12 protein-coding genes and 1 pseudogene are annotated in these 15146 nt (G+C 71.3%); 7 read left to right on the forward strand and 6 right to left on the reverse strand.

Annotation, left to right across the window (positions count from 1 at the left end; genetic code table 11):
- Nucleotides 1-759: 759 nt before the first annotated feature.
- The 3 genes and pseudogenes from ASF57_RS21750 to ASF57_RS21760 form a co-directional block, all read right to left on the reverse strand.
- A pseudogene (locus ASF57_RS21750) lies at nucleotides 760-2271 on the reverse strand (MFS transporter).
- A 162-nt stretch (nucleotides 2272-2433) separates the two neighbouring features.
- Entirely contained in the window at nucleotides 2434-2880 is a 447-nt protein-coding gene (locus ASF57_RS21755) for an NUDIX domain-containing protein (protein ID WP_056487270.1), read from the reverse strand.
- Nucleotides 2881-3009: 129 nt separating this feature from the next.
- Nucleotides 3010-3303 (reverse strand): succinate dehydrogenase assembly factor 2, encoded by a 294-nt coding sequence (locus tag ASF57_RS21760; protein WP_056181110.1) that lies wholly within the window; start codon nucleotides 3301-3303, stop codon nucleotides 3010-3012.
- 210 nt (nucleotides 3304-3513) lie between these two features.
- Between ASF57_RS21760 and recG the strand changes: the two genes are divergently transcribed.
- Both recG and ASF57_RS21770 read left to right on the forward strand, forming a co-directional pair.
- A complete protein-coding gene (recG, locus tag ASF57_RS21765; RefSeq protein WP_056487273.1) occupies nucleotides 3514-5661 on the forward strand; it encodes an ATP-dependent DNA helicase RecG in 2148 nt (715 codons plus the stop codon).
- A 118-nt stretch (nucleotides 5662-5779) separates the two neighbouring features.
- Nucleotides 5780-8338 (forward strand): EAL domain-containing protein, encoded by a 2559-nt coding sequence (locus ASF57_RS21770; RefSeq protein WP_244477057.1) that lies wholly within the window; start codon nucleotides 5780-5782, stop codon nucleotides 8336-8338.
- Nucleotides 8339-8372: 34 nt separating this feature from the next.
- On the opposite strand, the gene ASF57_RS21775 is transcribed toward ASF57_RS21770, so the two are convergent.
- A complete protein-coding gene (locus ASF57_RS21775) occupies nucleotides 8373-9245 on the reverse strand; it encodes a DUF502 domain-containing protein (RefSeq protein ID WP_056487277.1) in 873 nt (290 codons plus the stop codon).
- A gap of 201 nt (nucleotides 9246-9446) precedes the next feature.
- On the opposite strand from ASF57_RS21775, the gene ASF57_RS21780 reads away from it, so the two are divergent.
- Nucleotides 9447-9710 carry a hypothetical protein gene (locus ASF57_RS21780; protein ID WP_056181282.1) on the forward strand — a complete coding sequence of 88 codons (264 nt, stop codon included), beginning with the start codon at nucleotides 9447-9449 and terminating at the stop codon, nucleotides 9708-9710.
- Between the two features lie 124 nt (nucleotides 9711-9834).
- Here ASF57_RS21780 and ASF57_RS21785 read toward each other — a convergent pair whose 3' ends face one another.
- A complete protein-coding gene (locus ASF57_RS21785) occupies nucleotides 9835-10170 on the reverse strand; it encodes a hypothetical protein (protein ID WP_056181101.1) in 336 nt (111 codons plus the stop codon).
- Nucleotides 10171-10421: 251 nt separating this feature from the next.
- On the opposite strand from ASF57_RS21785, the gene ASF57_RS21790 reads away from it, so the two are divergent.
- The 4 genes from ASF57_RS21790 to ASF57_RS21805 all read left to right on the forward strand — a co-directional run bounded on the left by ASF57_RS21790 (nucleotide 10422) and on the right by ASF57_RS21805 (nucleotide 14452).
- Nucleotides 10422-11111, forward strand: coding sequence for a hypothetical protein (locus ASF57_RS21790; RefSeq protein ID WP_056487281.1), 690 nt, complete (start codon nucleotides 10422-10424; stop codon nucleotides 11109-11111).
- 90 nt (nucleotides 11112-11201) lie between these two features.
- The gene (locus ASF57_RS21795; protein ID WP_056487284.1) at nucleotides 11202-13478 is read left to right on the forward strand and encodes an ATP-dependent RecD-like DNA helicase; all 2277 of its coding nucleotides are present in this window, start codon (nucleotides 11202-11204) and stop codon (nucleotides 13476-13478) included.
- Between the two features lie 252 nt (nucleotides 13479-13730).
- Nucleotides 13731-14066 (forward strand): hypothetical protein, encoded by a 336-nt coding sequence (locus ASF57_RS21800; RefSeq protein WP_200935909.1) that lies wholly within the window; start codon nucleotides 13731-13733, stop codon nucleotides 14064-14066.
- A 92-nt stretch (nucleotides 14067-14158) separates the two neighbouring features.
- The gene (locus ASF57_RS21805) at nucleotides 14159-14452 is read left to right on the forward strand and encodes a hypothetical protein (protein WP_056181092.1); all 294 of its coding nucleotides are present in this window, start codon (nucleotides 14159-14161) and stop codon (nucleotides 14450-14452) included.
- Between the two features lie 11 nt (nucleotides 14453-14463).
- Here the strand turns inward: ASF57_RS21805 and ASF57_RS21810 are convergent, their stop codons facing one another.
- Nucleotides 14464-15141 carry a Crp/Fnr family transcriptional regulator gene (locus tag ASF57_RS21810; RefSeq protein ID WP_056487543.1) on the reverse strand — a complete coding sequence of 226 codons (678 nt, stop codon included), beginning with the start codon at nucleotides 15139-15141 and terminating at the stop codon, nucleotides 14464-14466.
- Nucleotides 15142-15146: the final 5 nt, after the last annotated feature.

A 15146-nucleotide genomic window follows, 5' to 3' on the forward strand; every position in this document is an offset into this window, starting at 1 on the left:
CCGCCGCGTTGATCCAGCGCAGCGGCGTGCGGCCGGCCCCCCCCCAAGCGGCCCCCCCCCCAAGCGGCTTTACCCCCGCGCGCGGTTTTGCGCCGGGGGCATGGCCCAAGGAACACGCCGAACGGGGACGCGGGACGCCGCGGAACCCTTCTGTGCGCTTTTGATGGTTGCCGGTCCCCCGGCGTCCCGGGCTCCGGCGTCGCCGCCGGGGCCGTTCACGTCGCGATGTCTCCAACGGATCTCGTGCTGGCGCTAAGTTCGGCGGGTTTCGGAGAGACCCCGCACGCTTCGGAGCGAGCCTTCGTCGCACGCCGCCTCGTCATGGGCGGCGCCGCAGCTTTTCCCCGCTGCCCCAGGGACGGGTCGAACGGCGAGGGCATTTCCTCCCCCGGCGCGCCGCCCAGACCCGAGCCAACGGTTGTAACGAGCCGTCGCCCGAGGCGGCAGCGACCGAAGCCACCGACGCGGGCACCGCCCCGCCGCCCTCCAGCCCACCCGGTCGGTCTCCGGTCAGGCTCCCGCTTCGTTCGGGCGGCAGGTGTGAGGATAGAGGCACAATATAGGAATATTGTCAAGTCTTTTCGACGACAGCCTGCCGTTTGCCGACGCTCGGAACTCGAAACTCGGACGACGACGGGGTTCGGCACCTGATCCGCGGAGCGCGAGGCTTGAGACGCTTTCGTTTTCGTTTGTCCTGTCGGGATCACCGGTTTCCACGGATCCCTGACAAACCCGATGATCCCTGACAAATCCCATGCGTCAGCGGAGAGCCGGCATCCTTGCTCCGCCCTTCAGGGTCAACAAGCTGAGACACCCAAACCCGAAGGCTGCTGTCGCCCCATAGAGCATCACCGCATCGAACCCCTCTCCGAGCGCGTGACGGGCCATCTCAACGGGGATACCGGCGGCCTCGGCCGCGGCGAGGTTGCCGGCGGCGACGGATTCGGAGAGCGCGGTCAGGCCTGAAGCCGCGTGGGGCGCGACGGGTTCCAGGCTTGCGCGGATGCCCCGGACGAGGATGAGGCCCATCAGGGCGATGCTGATCGAGAGCGCCATCATCCGCACGCTCATGTCCATGGCTGAGGCCATGCCGGCGCGCTCGATCGCGACGGAGCCTGTCGCCGTGTTGGCGACGGGCGTGTTGGTGAGGCCCACGCCGAGACCGGTCACGACACAGCCGGGCAGCAGGGTGACCCAGGCCGCTTCGCCGAGGCCTGCCCCCAGCCGCATCAGGACGAAGCCCAGGCCGATGGTGAGGAGGCCGAGCGGGATCACGAAGCGGGGTCCGCGCGCCAGGAGCAATCGCTCGGCCAGCGGGGGGACGAGGAGCGTCGGCAACGTCTAGGCGAGAAGCGCCAGACCCATCCGGACGCTGTCGAGGTTTTGAACCGCCTGGACGTAGATCGGCAGGTAGATCACGAAGGGCCAGAAGCTGAAGTTCATGCCGGCCGCGCCGAGAAGGGCGCCGGAGAAGGCCCGGTTGCGGAAGGCGCCGAAGTCGAACATCGGGCGAGGCGTGCGCGTCTCCACCAGAAGGAAGGCGAGGACGCTCGCAAGGCCCGCGAGGGCGAGCGCGAGGGCTGCGGGGTTGGCAGGGACGGGCGCTTCGCCCTGCGTGATGAGATAGACCAGCGCGAAGACGGAGAAGGAGAGCGTGGCCACGCCCGGCCAGTCGAACCGCACCGCCTGGGTGTCGAAGGATTCCGTGATGCCGGCCTTCGCGGCGGCCCACGTCACGGCGGCGAGCTCGACATGAACCAGGAACACCCATTCCCAACTTGCAACCGCCACGGTGAGCCCGCCGATCAGCGGGCCGAATCCGAGACCGAAGCCGAAGACGACGCCCCACCAGCCGAAGGCCGAGCCACGCTCCGCCCCATCGCGGAACTGGTTGGACAGGATGGCGATCTGGCAGGCCAGCATGGCGGCGGCGCTCGCACCCTGCACGAAGCGGGCGGCGATCAGGACCGGCGCCTGCGTTGCCAGCCCGCAGGCCAAGGAGGCGAGGCCGAACGCGAGAACGCCGGCCATGAAGACGCGCTTTCGCCCGAGGCGGTCGGCGAGGGCCCCCATCGCCATGAGACAGGTCGTCATGGCGATCGTGTAAGCGTTCACGATCCATTGCAGCTGCCGGAAGTCGGCGGGCAGGACCCGCTCGAGGGTCGGCAGGATGGCCGGGATGCTGGAGATCTCGAGTCCCAGCATGAGGGCCGACAGGGAAACGGCGGCGAGGGCCGCCCCGTTCTTCGCGGTCGCGATGGATGCGCTCACAGGGCTCGTCTCGGCTGACGCCGCTGCACCCCGAAAGATGCAGCTGCAGGTTGCGGTCGGCGCAAGACTTGGCGCGAACGCGATCCCTCTGCAATCGGACGCCGTCGATCAGCGTGACACCGAAACGGAATCGACGGTCTCCGTGGGTGCCGGACCGGACGTTCAGAGCGCTCTTGCCAGCGGAAGGGCTTTTGCCAGGGGAAGGGCTCTTGCCAGCGGAAGGACATGGTCGCGCGTGAGCGGGGCCAGCGGGAGGCCCCCTGCTGCGTCGTGCGCGACCCAGATCGCCTCCTCGATTTCCGAGCCGATCGTCGGCGTCCCGGCCAGTCTCAGATGGAAGAGTTCGGCCTGAACCATCATCCCGGTCTCGTTGGCGGCGACAGCCCGGTAACAGCCGAGATGGCGGGCCTCGCCCTCCTCCAGCGTCACGCCGATTTCCTCGTGGAGTTCACGGCACAGGGCCGACCGCGCGCTTTCGCCCGTTTCGATCTTGCCGCCGGCCTGCATGAACCAGCGGGTGCCCCGTTTCCGCACCAGCAGGAGCCGACCGTGACCGTCGTCGATCAACCCGGCGGTGATGCGGATGTCTGGAAACGCGACGGACGTCATGGCGTGATGCTCCGGGCCGACGCCGACGCTTGCGGCTCAAGCCAGACAGGATGTCTGCACGGGGCAGGATCGACAGGCGATACCGAGGGGCGCGAACGGGTCGCCATCGCCCCCTGTCGCCATCGCCCCCTAATGAATCGGCGCGTCGTGCTTATGGAAGGCCTTGAGGCGGCGGTAGACCGGGGTGTCGTAGTTCTCGGGCGTCGGGTCCTCGCCGGTGAGCCAGCGGAACAGGTCGCGGTCCGGCACCTCGATCAGGGCCTCGAAGAGGGTCAGCTCCTCCTCCGAGAGGGTGCCGATCTCGGCATCGGCGAAGCGACCCATGATCAGGTCCATCTCGCGGATGCCGCGGTGCCAGGCGCGGAAGAGGGTGCGGCGGCGGCGCGGATCGAGGTCGGCGCTGGTGCGGGTGGTGCCGGACATGCGGTCAGCCTGTGATGCGGGGATCCCGGGATGCTGTGATCCGGGGATCCCCGGATCATGCCATCCCCTGCCCGGCCCCGATGCGGCATCCGTCGCAGGACCAAGCCTTCGTGGGTGTATATAGAGACAGCCGCCCGCGCCACCATCCCGCCGTCACGCACGGTGGCGCCCGTTCCGCATCCCATCCGTGCCTTCCCTCCAACGAGCCGCATGACCGACGCCGCGCCGCGCCAGCCCCTGCTCCGTCCGAGCATCCTCGATGCCCTGTTCGCGCCCGCGCGCGGGCTGCCGGGCATCGGCCCCAAGATGGCGCCGATGATCGAGCGGCTGCTCGGCACGCCCGAGCAGCCGGCCCGCATCGTCGACCTCCTGTTCCACCTGCCGCAGGGCGGCGTCGCCCGTCGCCTGATGGGCTCCATCGCGGAGGCGCCCCCTGGCGAGCCGGTGACCCTCGGCGTCACCGTGACGGGCTACCGGGCGCCCCAGCCCGGGGCCGGCCGGCGGCCGTTCCGGGTGCTGGTCGAGGACGCCACCGGCGACATCACCCTGGTGTTCTTCGGCATGCCCCAGGCCCGGGTCGAGAAGATGCTGCCGCTCGGGAGCCACCGCTACATCACCGGGCGCATCGATCTCTGGGACGGGCACCGCCAGATGGTCCATCCCGCCCGCATCGTCGACGAGGCAGGGCTGGCCGCTCTCCCCGTGGTCGAGCCGATCTACGGCGCCACCGAGGGGCTGACCTCGCGGGCGATCTCGAAGCTCGCCCATGCCGCCCTGGAGCGCCTGCCGGTGCTGCCCGAGTGGCAGGACCCGGCCTGGATCGCCCGCGAGGGGCTGCCGGCCTTCGCCGACGCCCTGCGGGCCGAGCACCGGCCCGAGAGCGCGCCGCCGCCCGTGCCGGAGGGCATGACCGCGCCGCCGCGCACGCCGGCCCGGCGGCGCCTCGCCTATGACGAGCTTCTCGCCTCGCAGCTGGCGCTGGCCCTGATGCGCGCCCGCAACCGCCGCGCCCCGGGCCGGGCCAATGCGGGGGACGGCAGGTTGAGCGGCCGGATCGAGGCCGCCCTGCCCTTCGCGCTCACGGGGGCGCAGAGCCGCGCCGTCGCCGAGATCCGCGCCGATCTCGCCTCCGACCGGCGCATGCTGCGCCTGCTCCAGGGCGATGTCGGCTCCGGCAAGACCGCCGTGGCCTTGCTCGCCATGGCGTCGGCCGTGGAGGTCGGGCGCCAGGCCGCCCTGATGGCCCCCACCGAGATCCTGGCGCGCCAGCATTTCGAGCGCCTGGCGCCTCTCACCGACGGCCTGCGCCTGCGCCTCCTCACCGGGCGCGACAAGGCCTCCGAGCGTCGCGCCACCCTGGCGGCGCTGGCATCCGGCGCGGTCGACATCGTGGTCGGCACCCACGCGCTGTTCCAGGACAGCGTGGTGTTCGCCGATCTCGGCGTGGCGGTGGTGGACGAGCAGCACCGCTTCGGCGTGCACCAGCGCCTGGCGCTGGGGGCCAAGGGCGCCGCCGTCGACATCCTGGTGATGACCGCGACCCCGATTCCCCGCACCCTGGCGCTGACCTGCTTCGGCGACATGGACGTCTCGGTGCTCGACGAGAAGCCCGCCGGACGCCAGCCGATCGCCACCCGCCTCGTCTCCACCGACCGCCTCGACGAGGTGGTGGCGGGGTTGGGCCGGGCCGTGGCCGCCGGCGACCGGGTCTACTGGATCTGCCCCCTGGTGGCAGAATCCGAGTTCGTCGATCTGGCCGCCGCCGAGGAGCGCTTCGCGGATCTGCGCCACAGCTTCGGCGACGCGGTCGGCCTCATCCACGGCAAGATGCCGGGGCCCGACAAGGACGCCGCCATGGAGCGCTTCCAGCGGGGCGAGACCAGGATCCTGGTCTCCACCACGGTGGTGGAGGTCGGCGTCGACGTGCCGGAAGCGACCATCATGGTCATCGAGCATGCGGAGCGCTTCGGGCTGGCCCAGCTCCACCAGCTGCGCGGCCGGGTCGGGCGGGGTACCCGCGCCTCCACCTGCCTGCTGCTCTATCGCGGTCCCCTCGGGCAGGTCTCGCGGGCGCGCCTGGAGATGATGCGCGAGACCGAGGACGGCTTCCGCATCGCGGAAGAAGACCTGCGCCTGCGCGGCGAGGGCGAGGTGCTGGGCACCCGGCAATCGGGCCTCGCGGCCTTCCGCCTCGCCAGCCTGGAGACCGACGCCGAATTGCTGCAGGTGGCCCGCGACGATGCGCAACTCGTGGTCCAGCGCGATCCCGGCCTGAAGAGCACGCGCGGCCAGGCCCTGCGGGTGCTGCTCTACCTGTTCGAGCGCGACGCCGCGATCCGGCTGCTGGGCGCCGGATAGGGCACGGACCGGTTTTCGACGATCGGTTTTCAAGGATCAGTGTCCTGCGCCGGCTGATGAACCTGGCGTCAACCTTCCCGTGCGCAGCCTCCCGCCTGCAACCAGGGGAGCGGGGTCGATGCCGAGCCAGGGCCAGGGCGAACCCCGGGGATCGCGACGCGACGCCGCGCGGCCGACGCCCCTGATCGATCGCTGGCACGCCGCCCGCCGCGCCGGCGAGGCGATCCCCACCTACGAGTCCGTGGTGCTCGGCACGCTCGGGCGCCATGCCGACCACGCCGCCCTGATCGCCACGCAGGACGGCCGGCCGACCCGGATCCTCTGGAGCGGCAGCCATTTCGCCATCTGGCTCGGGCGCAGCGAGCGGGTTCCCGGCGAGGTCCGCTGCGCCGTGTCGGATCTCGGCGAGGACGTGCGCCAGCCTCTCGACGAGGTCGTCGCCCGGGCCCTCGACCAGAACGGTCCCGCCCGGACACGCTGCGACCGCGTGCAGGACGGCATCGTCACCGGCATCACGTTCCTGGCCCTGCCCCTGTCCTGGGGCGCGGAGCAGCCCCTGGTCCTGGTCAGCCTGTCGGGTCCGCCCTCGCGCTACGACCTCGTGAAGGCGATCTTCGGCGCCACCGACCAGGGCATGCTGGCCCTGAGCACGGTCCGCGGCCCCGACGGGCGGCTGAACGATTTCAAGATCGTTGCGGCCAACGAGGGAGCCGCCCGCATGCTCGGCCGGACCATCCCGGAGCTGCAGTGGCGGCGCCTCACCGATATCGTCCCGGGCCTCGTCGAGACCCGGGCCCTGCGGCGCCTGTTCCGCATCATCGAGGCGGAACGCCGTGCGGTGTTCGAGCTCAGCGTTCCGGTGCCGGACGGGGCCGTCCTCCACCTGAAGATCGAGGCCGGCTGCATCGGCGATCTCCTCGCCCTGACCTTCGTCGATGTGGGCGACCTGAAGGCCCGCGAGGCGTCCGCGCGCCTCCTGTTCGAGAACAACCCGCTGCCGATGTGGCTGGTCGACCGCGACAATCATCGCTTTCTCGCGGTCAACGATGCGGCCCTGGTCCATTACGGCTACGCCCGGGATCGCTTCCTCGCCCTGACCCAGGGCGACCTCGAGCCCGCAACCCGGGCGATGACGGATCCGGGCCTGCCCCGGGTCCATCGGCGGGCCGACGGCACCCGGATCGAGGTCAACCTGTTCGAGCGCCGCCTCGAGTTCCATGGGCGCGCGGCGGTGCTGGCCGCCGTGGTGGACGTGACCGAGCGGCGCCGGGCCGAGGCCCGCATCGCCCACATGGCGCATCACGACGCCCTGACCGATCTGCCCAACCGCGTGCGGCTGCGCGACCGCCTCGCGGAGGTGATCGCGCAGCCGCGCTGGAGCGGCGTCGGGGCCTGGCTGCTCTGCCTCGACCTCGACCATTTCAAATCCGTCAACGATACCCTCGGGCATTCCGCCGGCGACACGCTGCTGTGCGGCGTCGCCGAACGGTTGCTGGAGGGGGTCGGGCAAGAATCCGGGCAAGAATCCGGGCAAGAATCCGGGCAAGAAGGCAGCCGAGAAGAGGGCCGAGAAGCCGGGCCGGCGGTCGGACGGGAGGTGGTCGTCGCGCGCATGGGCGGCGACGAGTTCGCGATCCTGATGGTGGACGACCCGGCCTCCGCGCCGATCCCGGTCGAGCGCGTGCGGACCCTCGCCGCCCGGCTGATCCGAAGCCTCGGCCGGCCCTTCCCGATCCAGGGGCAGGCGGTCCGGATCGGCGTCAGCATCGGGCTCGCCCGCCTGCCCCGGGACGGGACCGATCCCGACCGTCTCCTGCGCAATGCCGATCTCGCCCTGTACCAGGCCAAGGCCGCGGGCCGGAACACCCACCGGGTCTTCGAACCCGCGATGGAGGCGGGGCTTCAACGGCGGCGCGCCCTGGAGCAGGACCTGCGCACCGCCTTCGCGGCGGGCGCCCTGGAGGTCCATTACCAGCCGATCCTGGGGGTCGGGTCCGGGCAACTCACCGGCTTCGAAGCCCTGCTGCGCTGGCGCCATCCCGAACGCGGCTTCGTCCCGCCCGCCGAGTTCGTGCCGCTGGCCGAGGAGACGGGCCTGATCGGGCCGATCGGCGACTGGGTCCTGGGCCGGGCCTGTGCCGAGGCGGCGGGCTGGCCCGGGCACCTCCGGGTCGCCGTCAACCTCTCGCCGCTCCAGTTCCGGGACCGCCGCCTCGTCCAGGGCGTGGGCCGGATCCTGGCCGAGGCCGGGCTGGCGCCCGAACGGCTCGAACTCGAGATCACCGAGACCGTCCTGCTCGCGGAGAACGCGGCCAACCTCGCCACCCTGCACCGCCTGCGCGCCCTCGGCGTCCGGATCGCCCTCGATGATTTCGGCACCGGCTATGCCTCCCTGAGCTACCTGCGCGCCTTTCCGTTCGACCGGATCAAGATCGACCGCACCTTCGTGAGCGAGATGGAATCCAACCCGCACGCGGCGGCCATCGTCCGGGCGGTCATCGGCCTCGGGGCGAGCCTCGGCATCGCCACCACCGCCGAGGGCATCGAGACGGACGCGCAGTTCGCCCGCCTGCGCGCGGCCGCCTGCGACGAGGTCCAGGGCTACCTGTTCGGGCACCCCGCGCCGGCGGCGGAGGCCCTGCGGCGATGTCTGGCAGCTCCGCTCCCGCCGGCCTGACCGGAATCGATCCGCGTCCCGGCGAGGCGCCGGATCAGACCTCTTCGCGGCGGGCCGCCGGGCCGGCGGGTTCCCCCTGGGCCGCCCGCAGGGTGGAGGCCAGGGCCTGGAACCTGGTGTGGGACTCCTTTGCGTGGGCGTCCCGGGCATGGCCTTCCCGAGCATGGCCTTCCCGGGCATGGCCTTCCCGAGCATGGCCTTCCCGAGCATGGGTGTCTCGGGCGTGCGGATCCTCGGGCTGGATCACGCCGGCCGACATCACCAGCTTGGCCGCGTCGTCGACGCTCATGGCCACTTCGACGATCTCGCTGCGCGGCAGGTAGAAGAAGAACCCGGTGGTCGGGTTGGGCGCGCAGGGCAGGAACACCCCGACATGGTCGCCCCCCGGCGCCAGGGCGTTCTGCACGTCCGGGGCGGCGGGCGCCGAGAGGAACACCACCGACCAGGTGCCCTTCACGGGGAATTCCACCAGGCCGACGGTGCGGAACGAGGTGCCGTTGGCTGAGAACAGGGTCTCGAAGATCTGGCGCAGGCCCTTGTAGAGCCCCGAGATGACGGGGGTGCGGGCGAGCAGCACCTCGCCGAACTCGACCACGCTGCGCCCGACGAGGTTGGCGGTGAGGAAGCCCAGCAGCGTCACCGCCACGAAGGCGATGAGGAGGCCGAGTCCCGGAATCGAGAACGGCAGGTAATGGTCGGGCAGGTAGCTCGCCGGCACCAGGGGCTTCACCCAGCCGTCGATGAGGCTGATGAACCACCAGGTCAGGTAGATCGTGATGGCGAGCGGCCCCGACACGATGATGCCGGTGAGGAAGTAGGTCCGCAGGCGGCCGCGCGCGCTCACCCGCGGGCGGCCGCCGGATTCGGGCTCTGGGGGGGGAAGCGGGGGGGACAGGGTGGGCGCCACGGATGCACTTTCGGCCGGCGGGACGGCGTCTCGGAATGCCCCGGCGGCGCCGCGCGCGGCGCGGCCGGGTTTCCGGGCAAGCTTGGCCCCCGCACCAAGAGGTAGCCGGTGCGGTGCCTCGGCTCAAGGCCGCGTTGCGGCGGCGCCCCCCTTGCGCCCATCCCCCTTGCGCCGATCCCCCTTGCGCCTATGGAGGACCGCATGACCGAGAAGCTGACGATCCGCGCCCTGTGCGACCTGGGCCTCATCCCCGAGACCGAGGTCAAGGCGGCCATCGAGGCCTTCATGGCCGACCCGATGGCGCCGCCCTTCGTGTTCGCGGCCGGCTACCGGCTGAACCTGGCCAAGGCCATCCGCCGCCACCCCGGCGCCAACGACTTCATCCACCGCAGCGGCGCCGGGCCGCAGCTTCGGCGTCCCTTCGTCGAGGCCGCGATCTGGGAGGCGCGGCCCGACCGGGGCTGAAGCCGACGCACCGGGTCCGGTTGCCCACCCGGCCGAGGTCACCGCCCGGCCGGCGGGGCGAGCCGCCCAGAACGGCGGATTCATCCGCCCAGAACGGCGGATTCATCCACCCGGAATGGTGGATTCATCCACCCAAGATGGTGGCGAGCACCTGCCGGGCGCGCTCCAGGTCGGCGCGGGCCTCGGCCTCCGCGGCCTCCGCCTGGGCCAGGCGATGGACGGCGTGCATCAGGGGCGAGCCGCGGGTCAGGCCCTTGAGCGCCTCCACCGCCGCGGGATCGACCGAGGCGAGGTGGGCGACATCGCCCAGGAGCAGGGCGAGGCGGTGCTCGCAATGCTGGTCCGCGACCCCCTCCGGGCAGGTGCAGGTGAAGCGCACGCCGCGTGGCGTCTTCGTCGCCTCCATCCGGTAGACGCCCTCGCCATCGGAGCGCGACACGGAGAAGATCAGCGCGGTCATCGAGGCTCCTATGGTCATGCTTGCTTGGGATGATGCCGGTTCGACGGGGTCTCTGCTGCGGCGCGAGGGCAACGTCTCCGGCGGGCAACTCTAGCCGACCATCGAATGCGACGCACCCACTGGCAAAGACCCACTCGCAAAGACCCACTTGCAAAGACCCACTTGCAGACGCGACCCGCCGGAACCAAATCGGAATGGTCAGAACAAATCATGAACGCGATGGGGGCTCCGCATCGCGACGGGCGGACCGGATGAGAACGGCGGACAAGCAGATCGCGGACATTCTGGTCCGCTACGGGGAACCCTTCGGCGGCAATGTCTGGCGCGTGCAGGGCACGGCGGTGATCTATCACCGGACCCTGGAGCGGATCGCGGCCCAGGCCGGCATCACCTTCGACCCGCCGACCCTGGTGCGGGCCGAGCGCGACGAGGCCGTCATCCTGGTGACGGGCAGGATGGCGGGGACCAAAACCGGGACGAAGGCCGGGACCGAGCGGGTCGAGTGGTCGATCGGCGAGGCCCTGGTCAACGTGAACTACCGGGTGTCCGGCCGCCAGGCCGGCTACGTCTACGCCATGGCGGAGAAGCGCGCCAAGGACCGGGTGATCCTCAAGCTCCTGGAACTGCACGGGCTGGTCTATTCCGAGGAGGAGGCCGACGAGTTCCGGCAGGGCCACCCGGCCGCGATCGAGGCCGTCGACGACGCCTTCGCGAATCCCGATCCGTTCGACGCGGTGACGGAGGCCGAGGCCGACCTGAAGCGCCGCATCGACGCGCAGGACAGCATCGACGCGGTGACCGACCTGATGCTCGATGCCGAAACCCAGCAGGTGCTCGCCGGAATGCCGCCGGGCACCCGCGACGAAGTCCGCGACTACGCCCGCGCCCGCCTCGTCGCCTTGGGCTGGCCGCCGAAGAAACCCAGCCGCCGCGCGGCCTGATTCAACAGAAACAGCCGCCGCGCGGCCTGATTCAACAGAAACAGCCGCCGCGCGGCCTGAGCCTGACGCAGGACTTGTTGCGTGAACAGGATGATCCGCCCGGGCGAGATCGAACCGCATCCGGGCCACGACACCCTCGCGGGCACGATCGAGCGCGTCACCTTCCACAACGCCGAGACCGGCTTCTGCGTGCTCAAGGTGCACGTGGCGGGCCGGCGCGACCTCGTGCCCCTGGTCGGCCACGCCCCGGCGATCGCGGCGGGCGAGTGGATCGCCGCCGCGGGCCAATGGACCAGCGACCGCCAGCACGGGCTGCAGTTCCGGGCCGAGACCCTGCGGGTGACGCCGCCGACGGGCCGCGACGGCATCGCCCGCTACCTCGCCTCGGGCCAGATGCGCGGCATCGGACCGGCCATGGCCGAGCGCATCGTGGCGCTGTTCGGCGCGGACACCTTCGCGGTCATCGAGGCGGAGCCCGGCCGCCTGACCGAGGTGGCGGGGATCGGCCCCAAGCGCGCCGCCCGCATCCTGCGCGGCTGGGCCGAGCAGAAGCAGGTGCGGGAGATCATGGTGTTCCTGCACGCGCACGGGGTCGGCACCGCCCGGGCGGTGCGTATCTTCCGCACTTACGGGCGCGACGCGATTCCCGTCATGACGCAGGACCCCTATCGCCTCGCCCGCGACATCCGCGGCATCGGCTTCCGCACCGCCGATGCCATCGCGATGCGGCTCGGGATGGCGCCGGAGGCGCCGCAGCGCCTGCGTGCCGGGATCACCTTCGCGCTCCAGACCGCCACCGACGCGGGCCACTGCGCCCTGCCGACCGAGCGCCTCGTGGCGCTCGCCCAGCGCCTGCTCGCGGTCGAGCCCGATCTGATCCGCCTCGCCATCGCGCTGGAACTGCGCGGCGCCGACGTGGTGGCGGACACCATCGAGACCGGGCCTTCCGGCTCCGAAACCTGCCTGTTCCTCAAGGGCCTGCACGGGGCCGAGCGGGCCATCGCCGAGCGCCTGATCGCGCGCCGCGACGGCCCCCCGCCCTGGCCCGCCATCGACGCTGCCCGGGCGATCCCCTGGGTCGAGGCGCGCACGGGCCGGACCCTGTCGCCGTCGCAGGGGGCCGCCATCGGGACGATGCTCGCCGCCCGGCTCTGCGTCCTCACCGGCGGGCCCGGCGTCGGCAAGACCAGCACGCTCGACGCGCTCCTGCGCATCCTCGGCGCCAAGGGCGTGCGCGTGCTGCTGGCCGCCCCCACCGGCCGGGCGGCCAAGCGCATGACCGAGCAGACCGGGCTGGCGGCCAGGACCCTGCACCGCCTCCTGGAGATCGACCCGGCGGGCGGCGGCTTCACCCGCGACGCCGACCGCCCGCTCGACTGCGACCTCCTCGTCGTCGACGAGGCCTCGATGATCGACGTGCCGCTGATGAACGCGCTCCTCAAGGCGATGCCGGAGCGGGCGGCCCTGCTCCTCGTCGGCGACGTCGACCAATTGCCCTCGGTCGGGCCGGGCCAGGTGCTGGCCGACCTCATCGCCTCGGCGCGCGTTCCCGTGGCCCGCCTCACCGAGGTGTTCCGCCAGGCCGCGGCGAGCCGGATCGTCGTCAACGCCCATCGCATCAACCGCGGGCTGATGCCGGAGGCGCTGCCTCCGGTGCCGGAGGCGTTACCCCCGGTCCCGGAGGCCGGGCCTCCGGGGTCGGAGACCACAGCTCCGGCATCTCCGGATGCGGCGGATTTCTACTGGATCGCGGTCGACGATCCCGAGATCGGGCTTGCCCGGCTGGTCGACGTGGTCACGACGCGCATCCCCGCCCGCTTCGGCCTCGACCCGATCCGCGACGTGCAGGTGCTGACGCCGATGCTGCGCGGGGTGCTCGGCAGCCGCAACCTTAACCACGAACTCCAGCGGGTGCTGAACCCGCCGGGGGCCGAGGCGGTGGAGCGCTTCGGCTGGCGCTTTGCCCCCGGCGACCGGGTGATGGAGACGCGGAACGACTACGACCGCGACGTATTCAACGGCGATCTCGGCTGCGTCACCCGCATCGATACCGAGGATCAGGCGGTGATCGTGTCGTTCGACGGGCGCGCGGTCGCCTATCCGTACGGCGAACTCGACACCCTGGTGCCGGCCTTCGCCACCACCATCCACAAGAGCCAGGGCTCCGAATATCCGGCGGTGGTGATCCCGATCGTGACCCAGCACGCCGCCATGCTGGCGCGCAACCTCCTGTACACGGCGGTGACGCGGGGGCGGCAACTGGTGGTGCTGATCGGCCAGCCCCGGGCGATCCGGATGGCTCTGTCCGGCGTGCGGCAGGCGCGGCGCTGGACCAAGCTCGGCCAATGGCTGCGCGAGCGCGGCTAGGAGGGGGCTTTCTCAGGGCGGCGGCCAGCAACGGGTTCGCACCCGTGGCCACCGGCCAAGGTTGAGCACCGGGCCGCGTCAGAACGCGCAGGGCCGGAATCTTGATGAGAACAAAAGAAGAACTTATATCGACGGAACGCCGCTGCAGACCCGTCTTGTCGACAGGACCCGTCCTTCGCGAGGCCCCGCCTCCGAAGATTGTCGGTCCTCTTGGGAGACGCGTCGCGACTCAAGCCGAGGAGAGGCCCGGACATGGCTGTCCCGCGTCAGTCCCATTCCCCGTACCGCTTTCACTGCACCGACGGCCACATGGCCATCATCGACCCGACGGGGCTCGCCATCGCCGACCGGACCCAGGTCCGCTTCCACGCCGTGGAGGTGGCGCTGCACGCCATGGAGCGGGTCGGGGCGGCGCTCGACTGGTCGGACTGGATCGTCGACGTCCACGACGGGCAGGGACGCCGCGTCCTCGTTCTCCCGTTTCGCGAGATTCTCCCTGTCCGCGAGATTCTTCCCGTCCGCGAGATTCTCCCGGCCGGTGAGGTTCGCCCCGTCGGCAAAGCCGCGCGGGTGTCGCGGGCGGCCTGACCCCGGCGCGGGGCACGGGCCGGCGCTGCGACGGCCAGCGTGATGCAAGGCAAAATCCATGAAATGCAAAAGGGCATGAAAGGCAAAAGGGTATGAAAACCACGCCGAAGCGGGCCGCCTACACGATCGAGACCCTGTCCTACAGCAGCACCCGCCTGGTCCGGCTCGGCGGCCGGAAGGTGGCGATCCTGTTCCCGCCTCTGGCGGCGGGCGGCCCCTACCAGCTCTATCCCCATCCGGACACCTTCCGGAGCCTGACCTTCGCGGGCCTGCCCCAGCCCCTGCGCCCGGAATTCATGGCCTTCGACTCCCTCGAGGCGGTGGAGGCGTTCCTGGGCATCCGCTCCGCCGCACCGGCCCGGGACGCCCTCCCGCTGGCAGCCTGAGGCCGGTCGGATCAGGCGCCGGGTCCGGCGCCTTCGATCAGCCGGGCATACTCGGCCTCGGCGGTGCCGTAGCTTCCGCCCGCCAGATCCAGCAGGGCCGGGCGGTCCAGGATGGTGATCCGTCCGCGCCGCGCCCGGATGATATGCTGGCTTTCCAGGACCTGCACGGCGAGCGTCGCCCCGGTGCGCTGCACCCCGAGCATCAGGGCCAGGAACTCGTGCGTGATGGCGATCTCGTCGCCATCGACCCTGTCGTGGCACATCAGCAGCCAGCCCGCGAGGCGCACCTCCATGGTGTAGGTGGCGTTGGCATGCGCGGCCTTGCCCAGGTGGATGATCTGGACCTGGACGTAGCGCAGCAGCAGGGTCCGGAGAGAGACGCTTTGCGCCACGGCCCGGTTGAGCAAGGCGGCGTCGATGGCGAGCAGCTGCCCGGCCTTCTGCACGAAGGCGTGGTTCGGCGTCCGGTCGCTCTCGAGCAGGATGGGGGTCGCCCCGACCAGCCCCTCGCGCCCGATGATCCCGATCTCGACCCGGCCCACCGCCGATCCGGTCACCACCGAGACGAACCCGTCCTCGGGAAAGTACAGCTGCCGGACGGGCTGGTGCGGCAGGATCAGGGACTGGCGCAGGGTGGCGGCCATCGGCTCCAGGTGCGGCTGCAGACGCGCGAAGTCGTCCGGCGCCATGGCGC

It is taken from the genome of Methylobacterium sp. Leaf117 (genome assembly GCF_001422985.1).
Lineage (GTDB): Bacteria > Pseudomonadota > Alphaproteobacteria > Rhizobiales > Beijerinckiaceae > Methylobacterium.